At 45.6% G+C, this 22,708-nt stretch carries 26 protein-coding genes; 21 read left to right on the forward strand and 5 right to left on the reverse strand.

Annotated elements, in window-relative coordinates; translation table 11 throughout:
• Positions 1-23: 23 nt before the first annotated feature.
• Positions 24-530: a DUF2062 domain-containing protein gene (locus ACFQ45_RS11620; RefSeq protein WP_377367846.1), complete on the reverse strand. Its 507-nt coding sequence runs from the start codon at positions 528-530 to the stop codon at positions 24-26.
• A 38-nt stretch (positions 531-568) separates the two neighbouring features.
• On the opposite strand from ACFQ45_RS11620, the gene ACFQ45_RS11625 reads away from it, so the two are divergent.
• From ACFQ45_RS11625 to murI, 8 genes are read left to right on the forward strand one after another with little or no spacing between them, the layout of a single operon-like run.
• The gene (locus tag ACFQ45_RS11625) at positions 569-2,329 is read left to right on the forward strand and encodes a ComEC/Rec2 family competence protein (RefSeq protein WP_377367848.1); all 1,761 of its coding nucleotides are present in this window, start codon (positions 569-571) and stop codon (positions 2,327-2,329) included.
• 57 nt (positions 2,330-2,386) lie between these two features.
• Positions 2,387-2,968 carry a MotA/TolQ/ExbB proton channel family protein gene (locus ACFQ45_RS11630; protein WP_377367850.1) on the forward strand — a complete coding sequence of 194 codons (582 nt, stop codon included), beginning with the start codon at positions 2,387-2,389 and terminating at the stop codon, positions 2,966-2,968.
• Positions 2,969-2,980: 12 nt separating this feature from the next.
• Positions 2,981-3,403 (forward strand): ExbD/TolR family protein, encoded by a 423-nt coding sequence (locus ACFQ45_RS11635; RefSeq protein ID WP_377367852.1) that lies wholly within the window; start codon positions 2,981-2,983, stop codon positions 3,401-3,403.
• A complete protein-coding gene (gene lpxK, locus ACFQ45_RS11640; RefSeq protein ID WP_377367854.1) occupies positions 3,400-4,425 on the forward strand; it encodes a tetraacyldisaccharide 4'-kinase in 1,026 nt (341 codons plus the stop codon). Before ACFQ45_RS11635 ends, lpxK begins: the two co-directional genes overlap by 4 nt.
• Positions 4,418-4,612, forward strand: a complete 195-nt coding sequence (locus ACFQ45_RS11645; RefSeq protein WP_377367856.1) for a Trm112 family protein — start codon at positions 4,418-4,420, stop codon at positions 4,610-4,612. Before lpxK ends, ACFQ45_RS11645 begins: the two co-directional genes overlap by 8 nt.
• A complete protein-coding gene (locus tag ACFQ45_RS11650) occupies positions 4,612-5,070 on the forward strand; it encodes a low molecular weight protein-tyrosine-phosphatase (RefSeq protein ID WP_377367858.1) in 459 nt (152 codons plus the stop codon). Before ACFQ45_RS11645 ends, ACFQ45_RS11650 begins: the two co-directional genes overlap by 1 nt.
• The gene (murB, locus tag ACFQ45_RS11655; RefSeq protein ID WP_377367860.1) at positions 5,067-6,104 is read left to right on the forward strand and encodes a UDP-N-acetylmuramate dehydrogenase; all 1,038 of its coding nucleotides are present in this window, start codon (positions 5,067-5,069) and stop codon (positions 6,102-6,104) included. The genes ACFQ45_RS11650 and murB overlap by 4 nt, the downstream gene beginning before the upstream one ends.
• Positions 6,094-6,897 carry a glutamate racemase gene (gene murI / locus ACFQ45_RS11660; RefSeq protein ID WP_377367862.1) on the forward strand — a complete coding sequence of 268 codons (804 nt, stop codon included), beginning with the start codon at positions 6,094-6,096 and terminating at the stop codon, positions 6,895-6,897. The genes murB and murI overlap by 11 nt, the downstream gene beginning before the upstream one ends.
• Positions 6,898-7,016: 119 nt before the next feature.
• Here murI and rne read toward each other — a convergent pair whose 3' ends face one another.
• Positions 7,017-10,214, reverse strand: a complete 3,198-nt coding sequence (gene rne, locus ACFQ45_RS11665; RefSeq protein WP_452600459.1) for a ribonuclease E — start codon at positions 10,212-10,214, stop codon at positions 7,017-7,019.
• 436 nt (positions 10,215-10,650) lie between these two features.
• On the opposite strand from rne, the gene rluC reads away from it, so the two are divergent.
• Entirely contained in the window at positions 10,651-11,619 is a 969-nt protein-coding gene (rluC, locus tag ACFQ45_RS11670) for a 23S rRNA pseudouridine(955/2504/2580) synthase RluC (protein WP_377367866.1), read from the forward strand.
• Between the two features lie 56 nt (positions 11,620-11,675).
• Here rluC and ACFQ45_RS11675 read toward each other — a convergent pair whose 3' ends face one another.
• Positions 11,676-12,083 (reverse strand): MaoC family dehydratase, encoded by a 408-nt coding sequence (locus ACFQ45_RS11675; RefSeq protein ID WP_377367868.1) that lies wholly within the window; start codon positions 12,081-12,083, stop codon positions 11,676-11,678.
• A 68-nt stretch (positions 12,084-12,151) separates the two neighbouring features.
• On the opposite strand from ACFQ45_RS11675, the gene ACFQ45_RS11680 reads away from it, so the two are divergent.
• Together ACFQ45_RS11680 and ACFQ45_RS11685 are read left to right on the forward strand one after the other, a co-directional pair.
• Positions 12,152-12,796, forward strand: coding sequence for an HAD family hydrolase (locus tag ACFQ45_RS11680; RefSeq protein WP_377367870.1), 645 nt, complete (start codon positions 12,152-12,154; stop codon positions 12,794-12,796).
• Between the two features lie 4 nt (positions 12,797-12,800).
• The gene (locus ACFQ45_RS11685; protein ID WP_377367872.1) at positions 12,801-13,808 is read left to right on the forward strand and encodes a S49 family peptidase; all 1,008 of its coding nucleotides are present in this window, start codon (positions 12,801-12,803) and stop codon (positions 13,806-13,808) included.
• Positions 13,809-13,879: 71 nt separating this feature from the next.
• Here ACFQ45_RS11685 and ACFQ45_RS11690 read toward each other — a convergent pair whose 3' ends face one another.
• Positions 13,880-14,470 (reverse strand): Maf family protein, encoded by a 591-nt coding sequence (locus ACFQ45_RS11690; RefSeq protein WP_377367874.1) that lies wholly within the window; start codon positions 14,468-14,470, stop codon positions 13,880-13,882.
• 113 nt (positions 14,471-14,583) lie between these two features.
• On the opposite strand from ACFQ45_RS11690, the gene ACFQ45_RS11695 reads away from it, so the two are divergent.
• The 7 genes from ACFQ45_RS11695 (at position 14,584) to fabF (ending at position 19,670) form a co-directional block, all read left to right on the forward strand.
• Positions 14,584-15,135, forward strand: coding sequence for a YceD family protein (locus ACFQ45_RS11695; protein ID WP_377367876.1), 552 nt, complete (start codon positions 14,584-14,586; stop codon positions 15,133-15,135).
• Positions 15,136-15,145: 10 nt separating this feature from the next.
• Complete coding sequence (rpmF, locus tag ACFQ45_RS11700; protein WP_377367878.1) at positions 15,146-15,325, forward strand: 50S ribosomal protein L32; 180 nt, start codon at positions 15,146-15,148, stop codon at positions 15,323-15,325.
• 14 nt (positions 15,326-15,339) lie between these two features.
• A complete protein-coding gene (locus tag ACFQ45_RS11705) occupies positions 15,340-16,290 on the forward strand; it encodes a hypothetical protein (RefSeq protein WP_377367880.1) in 951 nt (316 codons plus the stop codon).
• Positions 16,287-17,210 (forward strand): ACP S-malonyltransferase, encoded by a 924-nt coding sequence (gene fabD / locus ACFQ45_RS11710; protein ID WP_377367882.1) that lies wholly within the window; start codon positions 16,287-16,289, stop codon positions 17,208-17,210. Before ACFQ45_RS11705 ends, fabD begins: the two co-directional genes overlap by 4 nt.
• Before the next feature lie 24 nt (positions 17,211-17,234).
• On the forward strand, positions 17,235-17,960 hold the full coding sequence (gene fabG, locus ACFQ45_RS11715; protein ID WP_377367884.1) for a 3-oxoacyl-ACP reductase FabG: 726 nt from the start codon (positions 17,235-17,237) through the stop codon (positions 17,958-17,960).
• Positions 17,961-18,096: 136 nt separating this feature from the next.
• Positions 18,097-18,330: an acyl carrier protein gene (gene acpP, locus ACFQ45_RS11720; protein ID WP_055462884.1), complete on the forward strand. Its 234-nt coding sequence runs from the start codon at positions 18,097-18,099 to the stop codon at positions 18,328-18,330.
• 101 nt (positions 18,331-18,431) lie between these two features.
• Positions 18,432-19,670, forward strand: coding sequence for a beta-ketoacyl-ACP synthase II (fabF, locus tag ACFQ45_RS11725; RefSeq protein ID WP_377367887.1), 1,239 nt, complete (start codon positions 18,432-18,434; stop codon positions 19,668-19,670).
• Between the two features lie 53 nt (positions 19,671-19,723).
• On the opposite strand, the gene ACFQ45_RS11730 is transcribed toward fabF, so the two are convergent.
• The gene (locus tag ACFQ45_RS11730) at positions 19,724-20,140 is read right to left on the reverse strand and encodes a PA2817 family protein (protein ID WP_377367889.1); all 417 of its coding nucleotides are present in this window, start codon (positions 20,138-20,140) and stop codon (positions 19,724-19,726) included.
• 54 nt (positions 20,141-20,194) lie between these two features.
• Here ACFQ45_RS11730 and ACFQ45_RS11735 point away from each other — a divergent pair, with 54 nt between their 5' ends.
• The 3 genes from ACFQ45_RS11735 to queF are packed head-to-tail and all read left to right on the forward strand — an operon-like array spanning position 20,195 to position 22,707.
• Entirely contained in the window at positions 20,195-21,109 is a 915-nt protein-coding gene (locus ACFQ45_RS11735; RefSeq protein ID WP_377367891.1) for an ABC transporter ATP-binding protein, read from the forward strand.
• Position 21,110: 1 nt separating this feature from the next.
• The gene (locus ACFQ45_RS11740; RefSeq protein WP_377367893.1) at positions 21,111-21,884 is read left to right on the forward strand and encodes an ABC transporter permease; all 774 of its coding nucleotides are present in this window, start codon (positions 21,111-21,113) and stop codon (positions 21,882-21,884) included.
• Between the two features lie 10 nt (positions 21,885-21,894).
• Positions 21,895-22,707, forward strand: a complete 813-nt coding sequence (queF, locus tag ACFQ45_RS11745; RefSeq protein ID WP_377367895.1) for an NADPH-dependent 7-cyano-7-deazaguanine reductase QueF — start codon at positions 21,895-21,897, stop codon at positions 22,705-22,707.
• Position 22,708 lies beyond the last annotated feature (1 nt).

Genomic DNA, 22,708 nt, shown 5'->3' on the forward strand with positions numbered 1-22,708 from the left:
GAGAAAGGGCGCTAATGATTATGTTAGCGCTTTTTTCGCTCTTTCCAGCGCTTGATGACGTGCATACGCCACAGAATAAGCACTGTGCAATAAGAAGCCAAACCCAGGGCTAGACCGGAAACAATAGAGCCAACATACAGTGGTAGCCAAATGTGTTCCATCTGCATCCAGATCCATTCTACAGATAGGTGGAAGTCTGAATCGATGCCGGCACCGGTGATCCATTTACCTACGCGGTAGTTTGCGTAGAAGACGATTGGCATTGTCAGTGGGTTGGTGACCCATACTAAAGCGATAGATAAGGGGATATTTGCCCTTAGAGGAATGGCAAGCAGGGCCGCGGCCACCATTTGAAATGGCATGGGTAAAGCTGCCCAAAATAAGCCGTTTAAAAATGCCTTAGCAACGGACCGTCTGGTCAGGTGCCATAACTCTGCCTCATAGATCTGAGAGCCAAGCACGGCTAATGCTTTATTTTGCTTAAGTTTCTCAGGATGAGGAATAAATTTTTGTAGAAAACGCTTCGGCATAAACAACTACTTAGGCTGCGCACGGACACGGAGGTCCTATGCTGCTTATAAATATTTGTGTGCTAGTCGGCGCAATTTTGACGCCGCCATCGCTCTGGTGGCTGTATTCTACGCACATCGCTTTGCTATGTCTCTACCAATTGCGAATGGGTAATTGGTCTACACTGACCTTTATCGGTTTTTCCTTAATTGCTTTAACCCATGCTGATGTTTGGCGAGATTGGTTTGTCTCATCAAAGCCAAATGATGTGCCCGGGATTTTGTATGCTGATGCCCGTTGCTATGTCAGTGAGCAACCTCTGGCTCTTGAGCGAGTATATATTCTCCAAGGGCAAGAACGCTTTTACGCAAAGCCTTGTGCAAAAGAAGAGGTCAACGGTCATGGGCAATCCATTGTCCTTAGGTTGCCTGATCGATTTGGCCAGTGGGCAGGGCAATATGGTTACGGTAAACATGTTGGGGCAATAGCTTTTGCGCCTGTTACCCATTCGCCGAGTCTTTCTGAATCTAATCAATATTTCTCTCAGTTTTCTTCTTGGGCCTTTAGTCTCTCTTTAATAAAAGGGGACAGAACTTTTTGGTCAGAGCGTGACAAGTGGTTAATCAACTACTTGGGGTTGACGCATTTATTTGTAGTTTCCGGTTTGCATGTGGGATTCGTGTGTTTCCTAGCCATTTGGGCGGTGAAGTTGCTTTGGTATGGATTGCTGTTTTTACCCAGTGGCTGGAAGCGTTTTCCTGTTGGTCGGCGATGGTTAGAGTTTGTCTTGGCTGTTCCTGCATGTCTCGCCTATACCTTATGGAGTGGCTCAGGGGAGCCGGCGATTAGAGCGTCTTTAATGGCGTTTGTGTTTCTGGGGATTCGTGCCACATATAGAGCATTTCCTTCTGCTCTTGTATTAGCGATGTGTGCATGGTTGATGTTGTTGCAGTGGCCTGGAAGAGCTTTAGATGCCTCTTTTTGGTTGTCATTTGGTTTTGTGCTGTTATTAATTTGGTTGGCTGGCAGAACGCCTGAAAAGGGTAAGTTTTTAATTGTTCAGTGCTTACTGTCGCTGTTTGCTGTGCTGTTAACTTGGGGTTGGCAAAACAGCATAAGTAGTATCACTGTGCTGGCGAATCTTGTGATGATTCCCTTTGTCGCGGCTGTTTGGTTTCCGGCGGCCTTGTTGTCCTATGGTGAATACAGTCTTTGGGGGAAGAGTTTTGTCTATCCATGGTTAGATAGTTTGCTAGTCAGTGCGTTTCAATGGAGTTATGGGGGATTGGCTTGGTCCCCTGATATCCAGATTACACAACCAGTAGATGGTCTACAGAAATTACTGGTTGTGTTGGTAGCCTTTCTGGGGGTGTTCTACCTGCCTTTACTACGCGGCGGTGTGTTATTGATTGGCGCATTTGTGTTGTTGTTTTGGCGGGTTGGAGAGGATGATGTGTCCTTGGTTATCGGTACTGACCGGGGTGCGCTAACAGCTCTATGGCCAAATCGGGCTATTATGGAGCGAGGGGAGGTGATGGTGATAGCCCCTAATGTGTTGGCTATTCAATCAATTGAATCCGCTCAACAAATTATTTCGGACCAGTGGCGCCTTGTGGTGGTGCCACAAGGACAAGACTCGATCACATTACTGCAAGCTTTATCTGTTAAAACTCTTGAAATACCCACGAATGAGCGTTTTACGATACGTTATAGTGACGCAAAATATACCGTACAGGCGGCAAGCTGCTTTCAGGTATTAAATCTTTTGAAAACTGATGGTTGTGAGCATGCAGAAACTTTGGAGAGTGTGTTAAATTAAGCTCAGTTTGAACAGGAGGTCCCGGTGTTAGAGTTTTTTAAATCAGGCGGCATTTTTATGTGGCCACTTCTCTTATGCTCAATTTTGGCTTTAGCCATTATTCTTGAACGTTTTTGGACCTTACGCAGTAAACGGGTCGCCCCCAAGGCCCTGTTGTCCGATGTTATGGCCCGTCTTCGAGATGATCGAATGACTTTGGATTATATTCGCACTATGCAGGCTCAATCTGGATTGAGTTTTATTTTTGCCTCAGGTTTGCTGAATTCTAAACACGGGCGTCGTGCGATGAAAGAGAGTATCCAAGAAGCGGCCAATCACGTTATTCACGAGCTTGAGCGCTTTATGAGTACTTTGGGTACGATAGCAGCCATAGCACCATTACTTGGTTTGCTGGGTACCGTTGTAGGCATGATCAAGGTCTTTAATGTGCTCATGGAGGAAGGTGCAGGAAATACTCAGCTGTTGGCGGGAGGTATTTCTGAAGCGTTATTGACTACCGCAGCAGGCTTAGCTGTCGCCATTCCAGCGTTAGTTTTTCATCGTTATTTTAGTCGTCGCATCGATGAGTTGGTGGTTAACATGGAACAACAATCTACCAAACTTATCGATGTATTGAATGCTGATGGTGGCAACGACTAACGGGGTGGTAGTGTGAAATTTCGTCGACAGAAATTAGAAGATGTTCAGATCAATTTAACTCCTCTTATTGATGTGGTGTTTTTATTGCTGATCTTCTTCATGGTGAGTACCACTTTTAAGCAAACAACAGAATTAACCATTGACCTGCCAACCGCATCTACGGATGCCCCTTCACTGCAGTCACAGCAGCCTGTAGAGGTTGTGATTACTCAGGATGGTCAGTTTACAATTAATGGTCAAACCCTGATTAATGAGCGTGTGACCACATTAGTTCAAGGTTTAACGGAAACCTTTGGAGGCCAGTTGGAGCGTCCTCTTATTATTACAGCAGATGCTAATGCGCCTTATGAGCTGGTTATGCGGGTATATGATGCAGCGGCTCAGCTCGGAATCACCAAGCTTGCTCACACAGCACAAAAAGAGCCTGTTCAGTGAGTTTAGAGACACACATTACTCGTTCTTGGTATAAAAAACTGGGGTGGACTTGGGCGCTAGCGCCATTATTGTTGATTTCTGCTCCTGTTATTTATGGTAAACGACGCAAATTTCTTCGCCATCCAGAGGCCAGTTACCAAGCCAGTATCCCGGTAGTCATCGTTGGAAATATTACTGTCGGGGGGACGGGAAAGTCCCCCATGGTAATCGCTTTGGCTCAACATATTAAAAATATGGGCTTGCGGCCAGGTATTGTTAGCCGAGGTCATAAGCGAGAAGGTCAGGGTGTTGTATTGGTAACGGCTAATTCTGCCGCAAAAGAGGTGGGAGATGAGCCTTTAATGCTTCACCGCCGTGCCCAATGCCCAGTTGCCGTATGTGCTAATCGGGTCGAGGCAGTGAAAGCTTTGGAGTCATCTCGTCAGGTTGATGTGATCATTAGCGATGATGGTCTACAGCATTACCAAATGGGTCGTGATGTGGAAATTGCCATGATTGATGCTAAGCGTCAATTGGGAAATGGTGCTCTTTTGCCAGTGGGACCCTTGCGTGAGCCGTCCAGCCGACTGGCCAGTGTGGATTTTTGTTTTTCTATTGGTGCTATTTCTGGGGCTAACAATGGACTAGGTGTTGTCCATGAAGGAAAGCTTGAAATTGCTTCCTTAGTATCCCTCAATCAGGGGCACACTATGCCTTTAGATGCCTTGCAAAAGGACCTAGATTGGCTGGTTTTGGCAGGGATTGGCAATCCGGAGCGTTTTGTTTCTTCTCTTGAAGCGTGTGGCTTAGCCCGCGGAACGCAAACCTTGTTTTTTCCAGATCACCATGAATATCAGTTAGACGACCTTCCTAAGGATCGTAAAATAATAATGACGGAAAAAGATGCGGTGAAGATTGAGCCGTTTGCAACGTCGTTAGACGATTGGTGGTATGTGACTGTGGACCTTGAGCTTCCTGAGTCATTTACTACAGAATTTACGAAAAAGATCGAACACATATTAAGTGAGAAAAGTTATGAATAAGGCCTTGTTAGACGTACTTGTGTGTCCTGTTACTAAGGCGCCTTTGACATTGAGTCCAGAGGGCGACGAGTTGATTAGTAAAGTAGGGGGTATGGCTTATCCAGTTCGAGATGGTATCCCTGTGTTGCTGGAGTCAGAAGCTCGCACCTTGAATGCAGACGAGCGTCTGGAAAACGGCAAAAACTAGTGAAAGTTTTAACAGTCTGTTTGGGCAATATATGCCGTTCCCCTGCCGCTCAAGGCATTCTTGAAGCTATGGCCTCACAGCGAGGGCTTACCTTATCAGTGGCATCCGCGGGCACTGCTGCTTACCATATTGGTAAAGCCCCTGATCCTCGCTCCCAACGCGCATTAAGTGATATTGGTATCGATATCTCTAGTCAACGTGCCCGACAAGTCACCAAATCCGATTTCGATGAGTTTGATTGGATTCTTGCTATGGATGCTCAGAATTATGCCAATCTGAAACGGCTTGCCCCTAAGAATCATACAGCTAAGGTGGTCATGTTTGGCAGTTTCGCTGCAGATCGCCATTACGGGGAAGTGGATGACCCTTACTATGATGGTGATGAAGGGTTTCAGCGTATGCGTGAGCATCTGCTGGAAATATCAAAGGATTTTGTTGAACACTTGAGCGCCCAATGAGCCAAGATCTACCTTTCGACATAAAAGCGAAAATCAGCCTCAAGGCTTATAACACATTTGGTTTTGATTACTACGCCGACTATCTGGTAGAGGTGAACACCATTGATCACCTCAAATCTGTATTAGTTTGGGCAAAAGCTAAGCAATATGCTGTTCAGATTTTAGGTGGTGGTAGTAATATCTTACTCCAAGGAAACCTCCAAGGCTTGGTTATCGTCAATCGTATCAGTGGTATTGAGGAGGTTTGTGCTTCAAATGAGAGGGTAGAAGTCTCGTTTGGGGCCGGTGAAATTTGGCACGAGTGCGTTCAATGGGCTGTGGAAAATGGCTACGGTGGCATTGAAAATCTTGCTTTGATTCCTGGTACCGCGGGTGCAGCCCCCGTGCAGAATATTGGTGCTTATGGGGTAGAGATTAAAGATGTCATTAAACAGGTTACGGTGCTTGATCGAGAAGTGCTTGAAATCAAGCAATTGCCGGCGGCTGAGTGTGGTTTTGGTTATCGTGAGTCACACTTTAAGCATGATTGGCAGGATCGCTACGTCATTGTTTCTGTCACTCTCAACCTCACTCGTGTTCCTAAATTAATCCTGAACTATGGTGGGTTAAATGCGGTGCTTACCAGTGATTCCTCCATTAGGGATGTTTTTAACCAAGTATGTAAGGTGCGCAGTGAAAAGCTCCCAGACCCGAATTCGCTAGGTAATGCGGGTAGCTTTTTCAAAAATCCTGTCGTTAATGATGTAAAGCACAGTGCATTAAAGCAGAAATTCCCCGATTTGGTTTCTTTTCCTTTTGGTGAGCAATGGAAGCTTGCGGCTGGCTGGATGAATGATAAGGCGGGTTGGAAGGGGGTTCGCCAAGGTGGTGTTGGGGTTTATGATAAGCAAGCGTTAGTGCTGGTGAATTATTCTGATGTGGTGGCTGACGGCTTGTTGTTGCTTGAGCAGAATATTAAACACTCTATTTATGAGTGCTTTGGTGTGATCTTAGAGCGTGAGCCAGTATTGCTTGGAGAAAGGCGTGACGATTAAAGTGGGGGTTATGGACTCTGGTGTGGGGGGCTTAACGATACTTAAGGCCATTACCGGTGCCATGCCCTCGGCTGAAATTCTTTATTTTGCCGATCAGAAATATGCACCCTATGGTAATTTAACTGCCCCTGAAATCGCGGAGCGACTTGTCAGAATTGGTGAGTATTTCCTCCAGCAAGGCTGTCATGCCATGGTAGTGGCCTGTAATACAGCTACTGTGGTCAGTATTCATCATTTGCGTTCCAGTATTCAGATCCCTGTAGTGGGGGTTGAGCCTGCGGTAAAGCCTGCCTGCTCTTATACACGTAAGAAAAGCGTGAGTGTGCTCTCTACCCCTGTTACAGCAGCCAGTTCAAGACTCAATGACTTAATTAATGCCTGGCGACAAGATGCTGACGTAGAAATTCTTTCCAGCGCGACTTTAGCCTTTTTAATTGATCATATGCCAACTTCTCAAGTTGAAGTGAATCTTGAGGTGCAGCGTATTTGTGCTCAGGTATTAGATCATCGTTCTGATACCTTGGTGCTTGCTTGCACTCATTACCCTTTGGTTAGAGCGTATTTTGAGCAGTATCTGGGTGAAGCGGTCAGTATTTTAGAGCCTAGTGTAGGGGTTGCGGCTCAGGTTGTCCGAGTGACGTCTTATAATGAGGCGAATAATTTACTCGTAAGTCAGGCTGAAAACAGTGGTCTGATGGTGCAAAGCAATGGTAACCAAGCGCAATTGGAAGCTTTATCTCACTGGCTGGAGGAGCTAGGGCTGGCCGCTCAGGTTAAGAGTCAGGTCATCTAAGTTAAGTTCTAGTGTTCTAGCGGGTCTTTGATTGATGGTCGAGATTCTTTGCTAAATACTCGATTAAAAATCTACCCATAAAAAAACCGCCATTAGGCGGTTTTTTATGGAGCTGATAGTTATTCAGCTGATTCAGTTTCCGCTGCAGAGTCATCGCGACTGATGCGTGGATCATTTTGAACGCGTCCGCTTCGGCGCTTACGGCGCTCTTGAGCAGCTTGTTCTCGTTTAGCTTGAAGCTCTTGCTTGGCTTTTTCTTGCTGCTCAAGAAGTGCTTGAGGCAGTTCGATAGGAGCCTTGTCGTCTGCTGCAGGCTTAGCTTTTGAGCGACCGCGTACTTGACGAGGTTGACGAATCTTCTTGCCTGATTGGGTGGCTTTACTTTCGTCAGCCTTAGTTTCTTCGGCTTTCGTTTCTTCAGCTTTAGGCTCTTCGACTTTAGGTTCTTCAGCCTTAGGTGCTTCAGCTTTTGGCTCTTCGGCTTTAGGTTCTTCAGCCTTAGGTTCTTCAGCCTTAGGTTCTTCAGCCTTAGGCTCTTCAGCTTTAGGTTCTTCAGCTTTAGGTTCTTCAGCTTTAGGTTCTTCAGCTTTAGGTTCTTCAGCTTTAGGCTCTTCAGCTTTGGGTTCTTCAGCTTTAGGTTCTTCGACTTTAGGCTCTTCGGCTTTAGGTTCTTCAGCTTTAGGTTCTTCAGCTTTAGGTTCTTCAGCTTTAGGTTCTTCAGCTTTAGGCTCTTCGACTTTAGGTTCTTCAGCTACAGAAGTGACTGCTTCGGTCTGTTCTTCTGCTTTGATCTCAGCTTTGCTCATACCTGCTTTGGCGGTCATTTTCGGTTTTGCAGGCTTGTCAGAAGACTCTTTTGAAGCATTTTCGGATGCTTTGTTGGCCTCAGTTTCTTGAGCTGGTTGCTCAGCTTTGGCTTGTGCATCCGTTTTTTCAGCTTTCACTTCAGGTTTAGAAGAGGTTGGCTTATCAGATGATTCGCTGTTTTGTTGCTGGGCGTTAACCTTGCCTTCCGATTCTTGAGTTGTGTTCTCTTCTTTCACCTCTACCTGAGACGTATTTGATTCGTCTTTTTGTGGGCGGCGTGAACGACGAGAGCGACGTGGTTTGCGTTCTGCAGGCGCGCCGTCATTATTTGCTTCTTTAGATTGCTCTGACGTGGCTTGTTTGCTGGCTTCCTCAGCTGCTTTTGCCTGAGTTTCAGCTTGTTGCTGTTGCGCTTGATTCAGTTCAACTTCTTCTTTGAGTTTACCATTACGACGTTTGTTGTCGTTGCGCTCACGCTTACGCTCTTGCAATTCTGGCTCTGAACGGCGTTGTTTCACCGCAGGAGTGTTGTCCTTATTGGCCTTTTGCTCTTCGCGGTTGTCCTTATTGCGATTATTGTTGCGGCTGTTGCCTTTGTTTTCGCTTGGGGTGTTCTTTGCTTCAGCTTGCGCACGACGAGATTGACGTGTGGACTTAGGCTTTTGTTGGTCGTTATTTTGCTCGTTATCTTTGTTTTGATGCTTAGCATTACGACGATTACGGTTATTCTGAGACGGTTTTTTGGTTTCAGAATGAGGTTTCTTATCAGACTTGCCTGAGCTTGTCTTAGTTTGTGCTGTAGCTTTGCTTGGGGTTGTTTCTTCTGAAGAACCAAACAATGCTTTGATAATTCGACTAAAGAGTCCTGCTTTAGCTGGCTCTTTTTTGGCTGCAGGCGCCGTTGGAGCTGGTGCAGGAGAAGCTGGAGCAATGCTTGTTACAGCCGCTTGAGGGCGAGCATGCTCATGGGCTTGGCGAGGCTCGTAATCTGGCTGCTCTGGTGTTTCGACTAAGGTGTAGCTGCTGTCATCTTGAGAGATCACAGAGTTGTCATCGCGAATACGCTCAACGTGGAAGTGAGGTGTTTCCATGTGTGGGTTAGGCACTAGGATCACTTGAACATCGTTGCGTTTTTCAATTTTGGCAATGTTGGCGCGCTTCTCATTTAGTAGGAAGGTCGCTACAGATACTGGCAAGATTGCGCGGATTTGAGCAGTGCGCTCTTTAGCACATTCTTCTTCGATTAAACGAAGAACAGAAAGGGCTAGGGATTCAACGTCTCGGATAAAGCCTTGGCCGTTACAGCGTGGACATACAATGCCGCTTGTTTCTCCAAGAGAAGGGCGCAGGCGCTGACGAGACATTTCTAATAAGCCGAAACGAGAAATGCGGCCGATTTGTACTCGGGCGCGATCAGCTTCGAGTGCATTTTTCATGCGGTTCTCAACCTCTTTTTGGTTGCGAACCGGCGTCATGTCGATGAAGTCGATCACCACAAGGCCGCCAATGTCACGGAGGCGAAGTTGGCGTGCGATTTCATCCGCTGCTTCTAGGTTTGTTTGTAGTGCAGTTTCTTCGATATCACCGCCTTTTGTTGCGCGAGCGGAGTTGATGTCGATGGAAACCAATGCTTCCGTAGGGTCGATAACGATGGAGCCACCAGATGGTAGGCGAACTTCACGTTGGAATGCTGTTTCGATCTGTGTTTCGATCTGGAAGCGGTTAAACAACGGTGTGGAGTCAGTGTATAGCTTGATGCGGTTTTTGAAGTGTGGCATCACCTGCATGACGAAGTTCATCGCATCTTGGTAGACACTCTTTTCATCGATCAGTACTTCGCCAATGTCTTCACGAAGATAATCACGAATTGCACGGATAACGATATTACTCTCTTGATAAATCAAGAAGGGCGCAGGGCGTTCTGCAGCAGCTTTAGTAATGGAGCTCCATAGAGTTTGCAGGTAATCAAGGTCCCACTGTAATTCTTCTGTGGAACGACCGACACCTGCTGTGCGTACGATTAAACCGCCGTTGTCTGGAACTTCTAGACCAGACATAGCTTCTTTAAGTTGTGTGCGGTCATCACCATCAATACGGCGGGAGATGCCACCGGCACGAGGATTGTTTGGCATTAATACAAGGTAACGACCCGCTAAGCTGACAAAAGTGGTTAGGGCGGCACCCTTGTTACCACGTTCTTCTTTATCAACTTGAACAATGACCTCTTGGCCTTCAGTCAACACGTCTTTGATGTTGATGCGGCCGTCAGAGTTGGTTTTTTTAGAGAAGTAGGTCTTGGAGATTTCTTTAAGAGGGAGGAAGCCGTGTCGCTCAGCGCCGTAGTCGACGAAGGCTGCTTCTAGGCTGGGTTCGATGCGAGTGATTTTGCCTTTATAGATATTGGCTTTTTTCTGTTCGCGAGAACCTGATTCGATATCAAGATCGTAAAGACGCTGCCCGTCTACCAGTGCAACGCGCAACTCTTCTTGTTGAGTTGCGTTAATTAGCATTCTAATCATTATAGTGTGACTCTTCTATATGAGTCAGTGTGTTCTAACCTCATGAGGTATAAAGATTTTTCTGATTGCGCGAACAAAAATCAAGCACATATATAAGCTCTAAACCTAACCGATAAGTTGGAATTACAGGAGAGCGTTTCTGTATTGAACTTGTGTTTTCAAATACCGATCAACATAAATGGTGAGGATCTTGAAAGCGCATTCATTGATAAACTATTACACCCATGAACAGACTGACTGGCTCATGCGGTTTATTATAAAAAAATATCTTGTTGCTAGAGGTAAGAAAGATCCAAAGTGTCGCTTTGGTAATGGCTTCTCATTCGTTACAATTGATTCTTCGAGGCGTTTTGTTGCCTCTTACCCTCTGCGGATTTGAATATAACAGTAAAATCTAAGTGCTTCAATTACATAGGAAACCATTCTTTTGGCTGTAAGCGAAAATAAAGCTTCTATAGAGCGTCCCCAAGTACGATTTGAAACCATTGATGAAAGTCATGATGGTCAACGGGTCGATAATTATTTAATGACTCTGTTAAAAGGGGTGCCAAAAGGGAAGATCTATAATTTGCTTCGTAAGGGCGAGATTCGTGCCAATAAGAAGCGTATCAAGCCTGATTATCGATTGTCGGTGGGGGACGTCATACGTATTGCGCCAATTGTGTTAGCGCCTGTTTCGGATAAGCCGACAGTACCAGATGGCCTAAAAAAGGAAATCGAGCGCCGCATTGTTTTTGAAGACAAAGGGTTGTTAGTGGTCGATAAACCTTCTGGCCTTGCAGTCCATGGCGGAAGTGGCTTGAGCTTTGGGTTGGTTGAAGTTGTTAGGCAAATGAGGCCTGATGAGAAGCTCGTTGAGCTTGTTCATCGACTTGATAGAGATACGTCAGGCCTAATAATGATTGCAAAGAAGCGTAGTGTGCTTAGGGCTTTACATGAGGCGTTAAGAGAAAAAGAGGGTGTGCAGAAAACTTACCAAGCGCTTGTTGTTGGTAGTTGGCCAAAGCGTAAGTTACAGGTTAATGCTCCATTACTTAAAAACGAACTCAAATCTGGCGAACGGGTTGTAAAGGTTCATACGGATGGCAAGGAGTCTTTAACGCGTTTTAAAGTGCTGCGTCCTTTTGATGGATACACCTTGATAGAGTGTGAGCCAGTGACTGGGCGAACTCATCAAATCCGGGTGCATACTCAGTTTGCTGGGTACCCGATTGTTGGAGATGATAAGTACACACCAAATGATGCCAATCAAATTGCAAAGCAACTAGGTTTCAAGCGCTTATGTTTGCATGCGGCTAAATTGGAGCTAATGCACGAAGGTAAAAAACTGGTTCTTGAAGCCCCTTTAGAAGAGGGCTGGAAAGAGGCGATGGACGCCTTGCCGACTAAGTATTAAGTTTTTTGAATTATTAAAAAGGGGCCTAGGCCCCTTTTTTGTATATTGCAGATAGTTTATGGAAGCATGATGGTTGCTTCGCCAGTGACGACTTTTTTGCCTTCTACCGTACAGATGGTTTCGATGGTGGCTCGGCGGCGACGTTCGTTTAACTCAGTCACGATCACTGTGGTTGTGACTGTGGCGCCAATGTAAACCGGTGCGCGGAATTTCAACGACTGCTCTAGATAAATGCAGCCAGGTCCTGGTAGTTTGGTGCCGATTGCGGCAGAGATGAATCCCGCAGTTAGCATGCCGTGGGCAATGGGTTTCTCAAAACTGGTTGTGGCAGCAAATTCTGCATCAAGGTGAACGGGATTGTTGTCTCCAGTGACGGCTGCAAACGTATGTACGTCGTCTTCCGTTACCGTTTTCTCAATGCTGGCAGATAGCCCTAAAGTAAGTTCTTCAAAAGAGTAGCTCACAGTTACGTCCTCATTTATAAAATTTTGCGTATGGTACACTCAGCGTAACAATTTCTTAAGAGTTCAATATGATAAAGCTGGTAATCTTTGATTGGGATGGCACCCTTTATAACTCCCTTACTCGTATTTGTGAGGCCATGTTGCGTGCGGGTCAAGAGGCGGGTGCCGAACCACGTGCCCCTGATGATGTCAAAAATATCATAGGGTTGTCTCTGGATGTGGCTGTGGACGTTATCTGGCCGAATGAGTCCCAAGAAACAAAACAGCAAATACAGATGTTCTACAAGAGTCATTATGTTGCATCGGATCAAACGCCTCCAGAAGCTTATGGGGGTGCGATAGAGTTTTTGGAATGGCTTAAAGAACAAGGTGTGCAAATGGCGGTCGCAACGGGTAAAACCCGCCGTGGGCTTGATCGAGTAATGGGACATACTAATACAGGACGTTTTTTTGGTGCCACACGTTGTGCAGATGAAACCTTATCTAAACCCGATCCACTTATGATCAAAGAAATATTGGCAGAGTTAGAGGTTTTGCCTGAGCATGCTCTAATGATTGGCGACACGGAATACGATCTGGAAATGGCTTCCCTTGCGGGTGTTTCCTCTGTGGGGGTTGATTATGGTGCTCATCATCCAGAACGCTTAGTGGCTCACAACCCCTTGATGGTTGTTTCAAATTTACTTTCACTTAAAACACAGTTGGATTGGTGATTTCATGGCATGGACAGAAGATGAAGATCTAAAGCAAGAAGATACGACAACAACCCCTAAAGTTAAGGAAGACAGATCAAAGGATGCTTCTGAAAACGAGCAGTTGATAGGGGCACTAAAAGAAGTTTTATTATCTCAAACCACAGAAAAGCGCCGAGCTCGCCGCTGGAAGCTGTTTTTTAGGTTTGTTTATTTATTTGTGTTTATTGGGCTTATTGGTACCTATTTTTATACAGCGGATTTTGATGATGTGGATGTGGCGCCTTCAGTGGCAGTTATCCCTATGCAGGGTGCTATTGGGGCCGGCGCGGAAGTAGACGCAAATGACTTTGTTGCTTTGCTGGATGATGCCTATGAAAACAGTACTACCCAGGCTGTACTCATTGAAATGAACAGTCCAGGTGGCAGCCCTGTTCACGCGGGGATTCTGCATGACGCCATCATGTCTTACCGGGCCGCTCGACCTGATGTTCCTGTTATTGTGGTTGTGGAAGATATGGCAGCGTCCGGTGGGTATTACATTGCTTCTGCGGCAGATCAAATTGTTGTTGATAAGGCCAGTTTAGTGGGTTCTATCGGTGTGGTTTCAGGAGGTTTTGAAGCCAGTGAATTGATTGAAAAGATTGGTGTAAAACGTCGTATCTTTACTGCTGGCGAAAATAAGGCTTTCTTAGATCCTTTTTCACCTATGAGTGACCATGCAATAGAAAGCTGGCAAGCGGTGCTAGACGAAACTCATGCCCAATTTATAGCTGCTGTGAAAGCAGGGCGTGGCGATCGATTGACGGATGATCCTGAAATCTTTTCCGGTATGGTTTATACGGGTGCCCAGGCGGTGAATTTGGGGCTCGCCGATCGTTTTGGCTATGCTCAGCAATTATTGAGCTCAGAGTTTAGGGGGTTAACGCCTCATTATTATTCGCCTTATCAGGAGCCTTGGGAAAAGCTAGCCAAAGAGTTTGGCGTGCAGTTATCAGCTTCATTTGAGCGTGTATTAACCCGTTGGTATTGATGGCATAAATAATCGAACAACCGAACCGAAAGCGGCGCTAATTATGCGCCGCTTTTTTATTTGTGGTTATTTTAAATTGATAGGGGGTCGATACCTTGATTTCTTAACAGTTTACATGTGGTGATTAAGGGTAAGCCTTCTAGTGCTGTAGGGTCATCACCAGACATGGACGAGAAGAGTGCGATGCCGAGTTTTTCGGATTTGAAGCTGCCGGCGCAATCAAGAGGGGAGTCTTTGTCCACGTAATTAGCAATGTCCTCAAGGGTGAGGTCTCTAAACGTAACGGAGTAATCTACCCGCTCATATTCGTATTCAGATGTGAGGGTGTTAAAGACACAGACGCCAGTTTTAAATGTGACCGATTTGCCGCTAAATGCACTTAGCTGCTCTATGGCATTTTGTCGGGTATGGGGTTTGCCGATGATGTTTTCTTCAAACGTTGCGCTTTGGTCAGAGGCGATGATGATAGATGGCTCCTTCAGTGTCACGGCGACTGCTTTGGCTTTCGCGACAGAGAGTCTTTCAATGTAATCGTCTATGCCTTCATTGTGCAGACTGGTCTCATCAATGTTGGGGGCGGTGCATTGAAACTCTAACCCCAGTCTTTTGAGTAAGGCGGCACGGTAAGTTGATGAGGATGCTAGGACTAATTTGTGTGTCATATGGCCTGTCTAGTGCTTTGATTTGGTGAAAAAAACCGTAAATGTGGTTTGCTAGTGAAATATTACGTAAAAAATGCCAATTACGCCTCAGTAATCTTTGACAACATGGGGACTTGGCAATATTATTCCCCGCCATGTTGAATGACACATTACCCAAATACTTTGACCCTCGTAAATACGCTGCCCAAGAGGTATCGATAGAGGGGCGTTTACTGCTCAAACAGTTTCCTGAGTTGTGCGCTGCTTTAGCGTCAGATGAGGGGGATGCGTTCGTTCATCTAGACTTTAGAGTGGATGAAGATAGGCGCTACATTGCGACTGGTTCAATTAAGTCAACGGTTCAACTTGAGTGTCAACGATGCTTAGAACCTGCGCCAATTGAGCTGGAGGTCGATCTTTCAATTGGTTTTGTCTATGACGAAGATCATGCGAAAAATCTTCCTGGCGACTATGATCCCGTTGTCATGACCGATGGTGAGGTCGTTCTCGCTGAGATGGTTGAGCAGGAATTGCTTCTTGCGCTACCCATTGTTGCCTATCACGCTGAAAGTGGTTGCAACCCAGTAGCTCTAAAGTATGCATCGTCTACCGATGACGCACCGGATGACGAAAATAAACCGAATCCATTTAGTATATTGGCTTCGTTGAAAGCCAAGAAAAATTAGGAGCTCCAAAATGGCAGTACAAAAAAGTAAAGTGACTCGTTCACGTCGCGGCCAGCGCCGTTCACACGATGCTTTGACTAGCGCAGCACTTTCTGTAGAACAAACTACTGGCGAACTTCACCGTCGTCACCACGTTTCTGCAGACGGTTTTTACCGTGGTCGTCAAGTAGTCACCCCTAAAGGTGAGTAAATAGATACCCCAATATGATTAGGGTAGCTATAGACGCTATGGGCGGGGACTTAGGTCCCCGCATTGCTTTTCAGGCAACGCAAAAGATTCTTGCCGCCTTTGCTGATGTTGAGGTGCGCTTCTATTTTGACCCTCAGCACTTCACTGTGCCTGAAGGGGCTTCGTCAAATCGCTTTACTTCTGTTTCTTGTTCCGAGCATGTTGCTAGCACTGAGTCGGTTGATCGTGCTTTATTTAAGCGCTGTGATGCCACGATTTTTCGTGCCTTGACGGATTTGGCTGGCGAGCAAGTGGATGTGGTAGTGACCTTTGGCAACACGGCCGCTATGGTGGCGCTTACCCGTTACATTGTTGGCTTACTTCGACCTAAGCTATATCCCGCCTTGATTAGGGAAATGCGACCCGCTCCGTTAAAGTGTTTGGTAGACTTAGGTGCTAATGTTCACTGTCCTGCGGATATGTTGACGGGTTTTGCTTTATTAGGTTCGGCTTATTTAGAGGCTCGCAGTGATGATGCGGCCAATGTCGCTCTGCTAAATGTTGGCGTTGAAACCTCCAAAGGCAGTTCGGTGATTAAAGATTGCTATCAAATGTTAAGTGCTCGCTCTTGGCCTGCTTTTTCTGGGTTTGCTGAGGGCTTTGAGTTATTTGATGGGGGTAAAAATGTCATTGTGTGTGATGGCATGGTCGGCAACGCTGTTTTAAAAGCGTCCGAAGGTTTGTTTGCTTTTCTATTATCTCAGTTGTCTCAGCATTCCATGGATACAACAGCGGTAGAAAAGTTAGTGCGCGCTGAGAATCGACATGGTGCGTGCTTAGTGGGTGTTAAAGGTAATTTAGTGAAAGGTCATGGTCGTTCCGATGAAAAGGCCATGGTAGGTGCGATTGAGTACGGTATTGATATAGCTCGCACGAATTTATCCAAAAAAATCGAACAAAAGTTAATTCAACAGGGGGTGTTATGAGTAATTCGGTAGCATTTGTTTTTCCTGGGCAGGGCTCTCAGCAACTCGGTATGCTTGCAGACTTGGCTGAGAAATACGACGTGATCAAGGCAACATTTGCAGAAGCATCAGATGTATTAGGCTATGACCTGTGGGAATTAGTGCAAAATGATGCGGAATCATTGAATCAAACAGACAAAACCCAGCCTGCTTTGCTGACTAGCAGTGTTGCGTTGTGGCGCTTATGGTCAGAACAAGGGGGTGAGCAGCCTTCTTATGTGGCGGGTCACAGTCTTGGCGAATATTCAGCACTGGTTTGTGCAGGCGTTATTCCTTTTGCTGCGGCGGTTGAGCTGGTTAAGTTGCGTGGTGAATACATGCAGCAAGCGGTACCTGCGGGTGCCGGAGCAATGGCGGCTATTATTGGTTTGTCTGATGAGCAAGTGGTTGCGGCTTGTGAGTCTGTTTCCGAGGGTGTAGTAAGCGCGGTAAACTTTAACTCTCCTGGTCAGGTTGTCATCGCAGGTGAAAAGGCGGCAGTTGAATTGGCCATGGCTAATGCCAAGGAAGCTGGTGCTAAGCGTGCACTGCCGCTGCCGGTGAGCGTTCCGTCTCACTGTTCATTGATGGTGCCTGCGGGTGAAAAATTGGCTGAAAAACTCAATGCGATTGAGTTTAGTGAGCCGACCATTACTTTAGTACAGAACGTATCGGCGCAAGCGGTGTCTGATGCGGCGCAGATTAAAGCAAATCTTGTTTCTCAGTTAAGTGAGCCAGTATTGTGGACTCAATCTGTTAATTTACTGAGCGAACTGGGTGTTAATAAAACCGTAGAGTGTGGGCCAGGTAAAGTATTGACTGGTCTCAACAAGCGTATTGTGAAAGGCTTGGATGCGGTAGCAATTGGTGATCTTGCTAGCTTTGATGCTGCGATTGCCTAACTATAAAATATTGGAGAACTATTCATGAGCAAGATTGCGCTAGTAACAGGTGCGACACGAGGAATCGGTAAAGCGATCGCTCAGGCTTTGGTTGCAAATGGTGTGACAGTGGTTGGCACGGCAACAAGTGAGTCTGGTGCAGCCAGCATTAGTGAATACCTTGGTGACAACGGTAAAGGTCTAGTATTGGACGTATCCAGTGACGACTCTGTTAATGATGTGATCAAGCAGATCAACGATGAGTTTGGTGCGCCAACTATCTTGGTTAATAACGCTGGTATTACCCGTGATAACCTAATGATGCGTATGAAGATCGATGAATGGGACCAAGTTATCAACACTAACTTGACCTCTGTTTTCCGTGTAACCAAAGCGTGTCTTCGTGGCATGACAAAGGCTAAGTTTGGTCGTGTAGTGACGATTAGCTCTGTCGTTGGTTCCATGGGTAATGCTGGGCAGGCGAATTATTCGGCAGCCAAAGCAGGTTTGGAGGGCTTTAGTCGTTCCTTAGCAGCAGAAATCGGTTCCCGTGGCATCACAGTAAACTGTGTGGCACCGGGCTTTATTGCTACGGACATGACAAAAGATCTTCCTGAAGAACATAAGGCTAATCTAGTGTCAAAAGTGCCAGCGGCACGTCTAGGTGAGCCAGAAGAAATCGCAGCAGCAGTCGCATTTTTGACGAGTGATGCAGCGGGTTATATCACCGGCGAAACATTGCATGTCAATGGTGGTATGTATATGGCGTAATTTGAGTTGAATTTTGTAATGAATTCAACGAAAATACGTCTCCGGTTCATGATGAGAATCACGCCCTTTTTTCGGGTGTCACAAATTTCATAATATGCTCAAAATGAGCTATTAACGAGTAGAGTAGGAACTTCTAATGAGTAGCATTGAAGAACGCGTTAAAAAAATCGTTTGCGAACAACTAGGTGTTAAAGAGGAAGAAGTAGTGCCAGCGGCATCTTTCGTAGATGACCTAGGTGCAGATTCCCTAGACACTGTTGAGCTTGTAATGGCTCTTGAAGAGGAATTCGACACTGAGATTCCTGATGAAGAAGCTGAGAAAATCACCACTGTACAAGCAGCAATTGATTACATCAACGCTAACTTGTAATACTCTGGTGTATTGAGTTTCCGAAAAGCCGCTCGTATTTTAGGTACAGCGGCTTTTCTTATTTTACCCCCTAATGACAGGGAGTTTTTCGGAGGACGCATATGTCTCGTCGTCGGGTCGTAATCACCGGAATGGGAATGGTGACACCCCTTGGCAATAACGTAAAAGACACTTGGGATAATATCCTAGAGGGAAAAAGTGGTGTTTCTAATATTGAGCACTTCGATGCTTCTCAGTTTTCAACACGTTTTGCTGCACAAGTAAAAGACTTCGATGCAACGCAGTATATGAGCTTTAAAGAAGCTCGTAAGATGGATGTTTTTATTCAATATGGCATTGCTGCGGCCGTACAAGCTATTGAAGATTCAGGATTAAGCTCCGAAAGCACTGATTTTAATCGTATCGGTTGTGCAATCGGCTCAGGCATTGGTGGTTTGCCGATGATTGAGAAAAATGTCGCTTTATTAAATGAATCTGGCCCGAAGCGTATTTCACCATTTTTTGTGCCTGGGGCCATCATTAATATGATTTCGGGGCATGTTGCCATTCGTTTTGGTTTTAAAGGGCCAAATATTTCCATTGTGACCGCTTGTACTACTGGTACACATAATATTGGTATGGCGGGGCGCATGATTGCATACGGTGATGCGGATGTCATGATTGCTGGTGGTGCAGAAATGGCTATCACGCCACTTGGTATTGGTGGTTTTGGTGCTGCTCGTGCATTATCTACACGAAATGATGATCCTAAAACTGCAAGTCGTCCATGGGACAAAGACAGAGATGGGTTTGTGATGGGAGACGGTGCAGGCATTCTTGTGCTTGAAGAGTACGAACATGCGGTTGCACGTGGAGCGACTATTTATGCTGAGCTTGCGGGCTTTGGCATGAGCGACGATGCTTACCATATGACCGCGCCTCCTGAAACGGGTGAGGGTGCCTTGTCTGCTATGAGTGCAGCACTTAAAGACGCATCTGTTGAAGCCAGTGATATTGACTACATCAACGCCCACGGAACTTCTACGCCTATTGGTGACCTTGCTGAAACGGAAGCAGTGAAAGCTCTGATGGGGCAGGCGGCATCTGATGTGGCCATTAGCTCCACAAAATCTATGGTGGGGCATTTGTTAGGAGCTGCTGGAGCGGTAGAGTCTATATTTTCTGTATTGGCAATCCGTGACCAAGTGGCACCTCCAACGATTAACTTGGAAGATCCAAGTGAAGGGTGTGATTTGAACTATGTGCCCATGACGCCTCAAAAGCGAAAAGTTGAGTTAGTTCTAAACAACTCTTTCGGTTTTGGTGGGACCAACGGGACCTTGGTGTTCAAGAAGGTATAAAAAAAGCGGCTAAGCCGCTTTTTTTAACGATAGTGCTCTCTAACTAAGAAAACTTATTGCAATGGTGCGTTTTGCGGTACGCTTGGTTTGTTTATTTCGATAAGCTTCGCGATATCCGCAGTTTCTCCGGCGCTTTCTAACTCATATAGCTGTTCATCGATGCTTTGATACAGTGCTAGCTCCTCATCACCTAGGTAATGTAGGCACTCGCCACCAACGAAGTATAATAGTTCCCTGTGCATCAGCGGCACTAAATTCGGATAACAGCGAATAAATCTGCCAATGAGTTCTTGTGTGTCGAATAGAAACTCAGAGGTCGGTGCATCAGCCGACACAATCAGTGTGTTCCACTTATCGATAAAGTCTTGCTCCTCTTCAGCTAATACATCGCGATCGAAAGGGTCGTGCTCTTTGATTCGCTGATCAAGTGTTTGTAGCAGGTCTTTGATGAAATTGATTCTTGAACTCACGTGTAATGTAACCTTTTTCAGTGGGTTTCTAATATTTAAGGTAAGAAGATTATTATGGCATATGCTATCGAGATAAAGGACCTTAAAAAGCGTTATGACAATGGATTTGAAGCGCTAAAAGGTGTGGATTTGAATGTCGAGCAGGGCGATTTTTTTGCATTACTGGGGCCTAATGGGGCCGGTAAATCAACTACCATTGGGATTCTCTGCTCATTGGTAAATAAGTCCTCCGGTAAAGTGAGCATCTTTGGTGTGGATATCGACAAGGATTTTGCAGGGGCAAAAAAATACCTTGGTGTTGTACCACAGGAATTCAACTTCAACGTTTTTGAAACCGTTTTTAATGTGGTGGTCACTCAGGCTGGGTTCTACGGCATACCTGCAGATGTGGCAGAAGAGCGTGCTGAGAAATACCTGAAGCAGCTCGATCTATGGGATAAAAAAGATGTTCAATCCCGTATGTTGTCTGGCGGTATGAAACGTCGACTAATGATTGCTCGCGCACTGATTCATGAGCCGAAAGTGTTAATACTTGATGAGCCTACCGCGGGTGTTGATATCGAATTACGCCGTTCTATGTGGGAGTTTATTAAGGGGTTGAATGAAGGTGGTACTACTATCATTTTAACAACTCATTACTTGGAAGAAGCTGAACAGCTGTGTCGTAACATTGCCATTATTAATTCTGGTGAAATTGTTGAGAACACCAGTGTTAAAGCTTTGCTTAAAACACTAAGTAGTGAAACCTTTATTCTAGATTTGGCTGAGCCTCTCAATGAAGTGAATCTATCTGATTATGATCTGCAATTAGTGGGTGATGGATCTGTACTAGAGGTTGCCATTAATAAGGGGCAAGCACTAAACGATGTATTCAATTATTTGCAAGCTCAGGGCGCAAAAGTTGTCAGTATGCGTAATAAATCAAACCGCTTAGAAGAGCTATTCGTCAAATTAATCAAAGGAAACTAAAATGTCCTCAGGTGAAATCTGGATCGCATTTTATACTATTTTACGTCGTGAAATTCGTCGCTTTATGCGCATTTGGCCGCAAACTCTTTTGCCACCAGCCATTACCATGACCCTTTATTTTGCCATTTTCGGTAACCTTATTGGTTCGAGAATTGGAGAAATGGGCGGCTTTACTTACATGCAATACATTGTGCCAGGTTTGATTATGATGTCTGTCATCACTAACTCTTACTCCAATGTTGCATCTTCATTCTTTTCAGCAAAGTTCCAGCACAGCATTCAAGAATTGCTGGTGTCACCTACACCAAACTGGGTGGTGTTGGCGGGCTATGTTTTGGGAGGGGTGGCTCGAGGATTATGTGTCGGTGTTACGGTAACCATATTGTCGTTGTTTTTTACCAAGTTACATTTGCATAACTTGCTTCTAACGGTCTTAGTGGTGCTGTTAACGGCCATCATGTTTGCCTTGGGCGGCTTTGTGAACGCTTTGTTTGCTCGTAGTTTTGATGACGTCTCCATAGTGCCGACATTTATTCTAACGCCATTGACATACTTGGGTGGGGTTTTCTATTCGATCTCATTGTTGCCAGACCTTTGGCAGGGTGTCTCCATGCTAAACCCTGTGCTTTATATGGTGAATGCGTTTCGATATGGCATCTTGGGTGTTTCTGATATTGATGTTACGTGGGCATTGGTTATTATTGTCGCCTTTATCGTGGCGTTATCATTTATAGGTATTACTCTGCTGAATCGCGGCAGAGGCATTAGAAGTTGAGGTGTGTGATATGGGTGCATTGCCCTTAGGTCAGAAAACGGAGTATGTTTCTGAGTATGATCCGGGGTTATTATTCCCGATTGCCAGAGTGGATAAATGGCAAGAGATGGGAATTGAGTCAGAGCGCTTACCATTTCACGGAGAAGATATTTGGAATGCCTATGAGTTATCTTGGCTCAATAAAAAAGGAAAGCCTGTGGTTGCTACGGCGGAATTTCGACTGCCGTGCGACTCACCAAATATTATTGAATCAAAATCCTTTAAGCTGTATCTAAACTCTTTGAATCAGATGCGTTATCAAGATGAATATGAAGTTCAGGGGATTTTAGAAAAGGATTTATCCCGCGCGGCGGGTGCTCCTGTAACGGTCATTATTCGTGGCGTTGACGCGATGGAATCTCTAGTGGTCTTGACACCCGACTATTGCATTGATGAGTTGGATGTGGAGGTTTCTGAGTACCACCCTAACGCTTCTTTGTTGGTTTGTGAGTCAGAAGGTGTGGTTGAAGAGCGCTTGGTAAGTCATTTGTTGAAGTCAAATTGCCCTGTGACCAATCAGCCTGATTGGGGGTCTTTGTTCATTGACTATCGTGGTGACAAAATCAGTCATGAAGGACTACTAAAATATGTGGCGTCCTTTCGTGAACACACTGACTTTCATGAGCAATGTGTAGAGCGTATCTTTATTGATATTATGACCCAGTGCCGTCCAGAGAGTTTAGTCGTATATGCTCGATATGTGCGTCGCGGAGGCTTGGATATTAACCCATATCGCTCTAGTGACAATATCGTCTTGGGTAATGATCGCTTAATTCGACAATAGT

Source organism: Rhodanobacter aciditrophus (assembly GCF_042679525.1).
GTDB classification, from domain to species: Bacteria; Pseudomonadota; Gammaproteobacteria; order Pseudomonadales; family Marinomonadaceae; genus Marinomonas; species Marinomonas aciditrophus.

Coding starts and splice junctions, on each gene's coding strand:
- ACFQ45_RS11620 (WP_377367846.1), bottom strand. CDS start 530: ATGCCGAAGCGTTTTCTACAAAAATTTATTCCTCATCCTGAGAAACTT.
- ACFQ45_RS11625 (WP_377367848.1), top strand. CDS start 569: ATGCTGCTTATAAATATTTGTGTGCTAGTCGGCGCAATTTTGACGCCG.
- ACFQ45_RS11630 (WP_377367850.1), top strand. CDS start 2,387: ATGTGGCCACTTCTCTTATGCTCAATTTTGGCTTTAGCCATTATTCTT.
- ACFQ45_RS11645 (WP_377367856.1), top strand. CDS start 4,418: ATGAATAAGGCCTTGTTAGACGTACTTGTGTGTCCTGTTACTAAGGCG.
- murB (WP_377367860.1), top strand. CDS start 5,067: ATGAGCCAAGATCTACCTTTCGACATAAAAGCGAAAATCAGCCTCAAG.
- rne (WP_452600459.1), bottom strand. CDS start 10,214: ATGCTAATTAACGCAACTCAACAAGAAGAGTTGCGCGTTGCACTGGTA.
- ACFQ45_RS11680 (WP_377367870.1), top strand. CDS start 12,152: ATGATAAAGCTGGTAATCTTTGATTGGGATGGCACCCTTTATAACTCC.
- ACFQ45_RS11685 (WP_377367872.1), top strand. CDS start 12,801: ATGGCATGGACAGAAGATGAAGATCTAAAGCAAGAAGATACGACAACA.
- ACFQ45_RS11690 (WP_377367874.1), bottom strand. CDS start 14,470: ATGACACACAAATTAGTCCTAGCATCCTCATCAACTTACCGTGCCGCC.
- rpmF (WP_377367878.1), top strand. CDS start 15,146: ATGGCAGTACAAAAAAGTAAAGTGACTCGTTCACGTCGCGGCCAGCGC.
- ACFQ45_RS11705 (WP_377367880.1), top strand. CDS start 15,340: ATGATTAGGGTAGCTATAGACGCTATGGGCGGGGACTTAGGTCCCCGC.
- fabD (WP_377367882.1), top strand. CDS start 16,287: ATGAGTAATTCGGTAGCATTTGTTTTTCCTGGGCAGGGCTCTCAGCAA.
- fabG (WP_377367884.1), top strand. CDS start 17,235: ATGAGCAAGATTGCGCTAGTAACAGGTGCGACACGAGGAATCGGTAAA.
- acpP (WP_055462884.1), top strand. CDS start 18,097: ATGAGTAGCATTGAAGAACGCGTTAAAAAAATCGTTTGCGAACAACTA.
- fabF (WP_377367887.1), top strand. CDS start 18,432: ATGTCTCGTCGTCGGGTCGTAATCACCGGAATGGGAATGGTGACACCC.
- ACFQ45_RS11735 (WP_377367891.1), top strand. CDS start 20,195: ATGGCATATGCTATCGAGATAAAGGACCTTAAAAAGCGTTATGACAAT.
- ACFQ45_RS11740 (WP_377367893.1), top strand. CDS start 21,111: ATGTCCTCAGGTGAAATCTGGATCGCATTTTATACTATTTTACGTCGT.
- queF (WP_377367895.1), top strand. CDS start 21,895: ATGGGTGCATTGCCCTTAGGTCAGAAAACGGAGTATGTTTCTGAGTAT.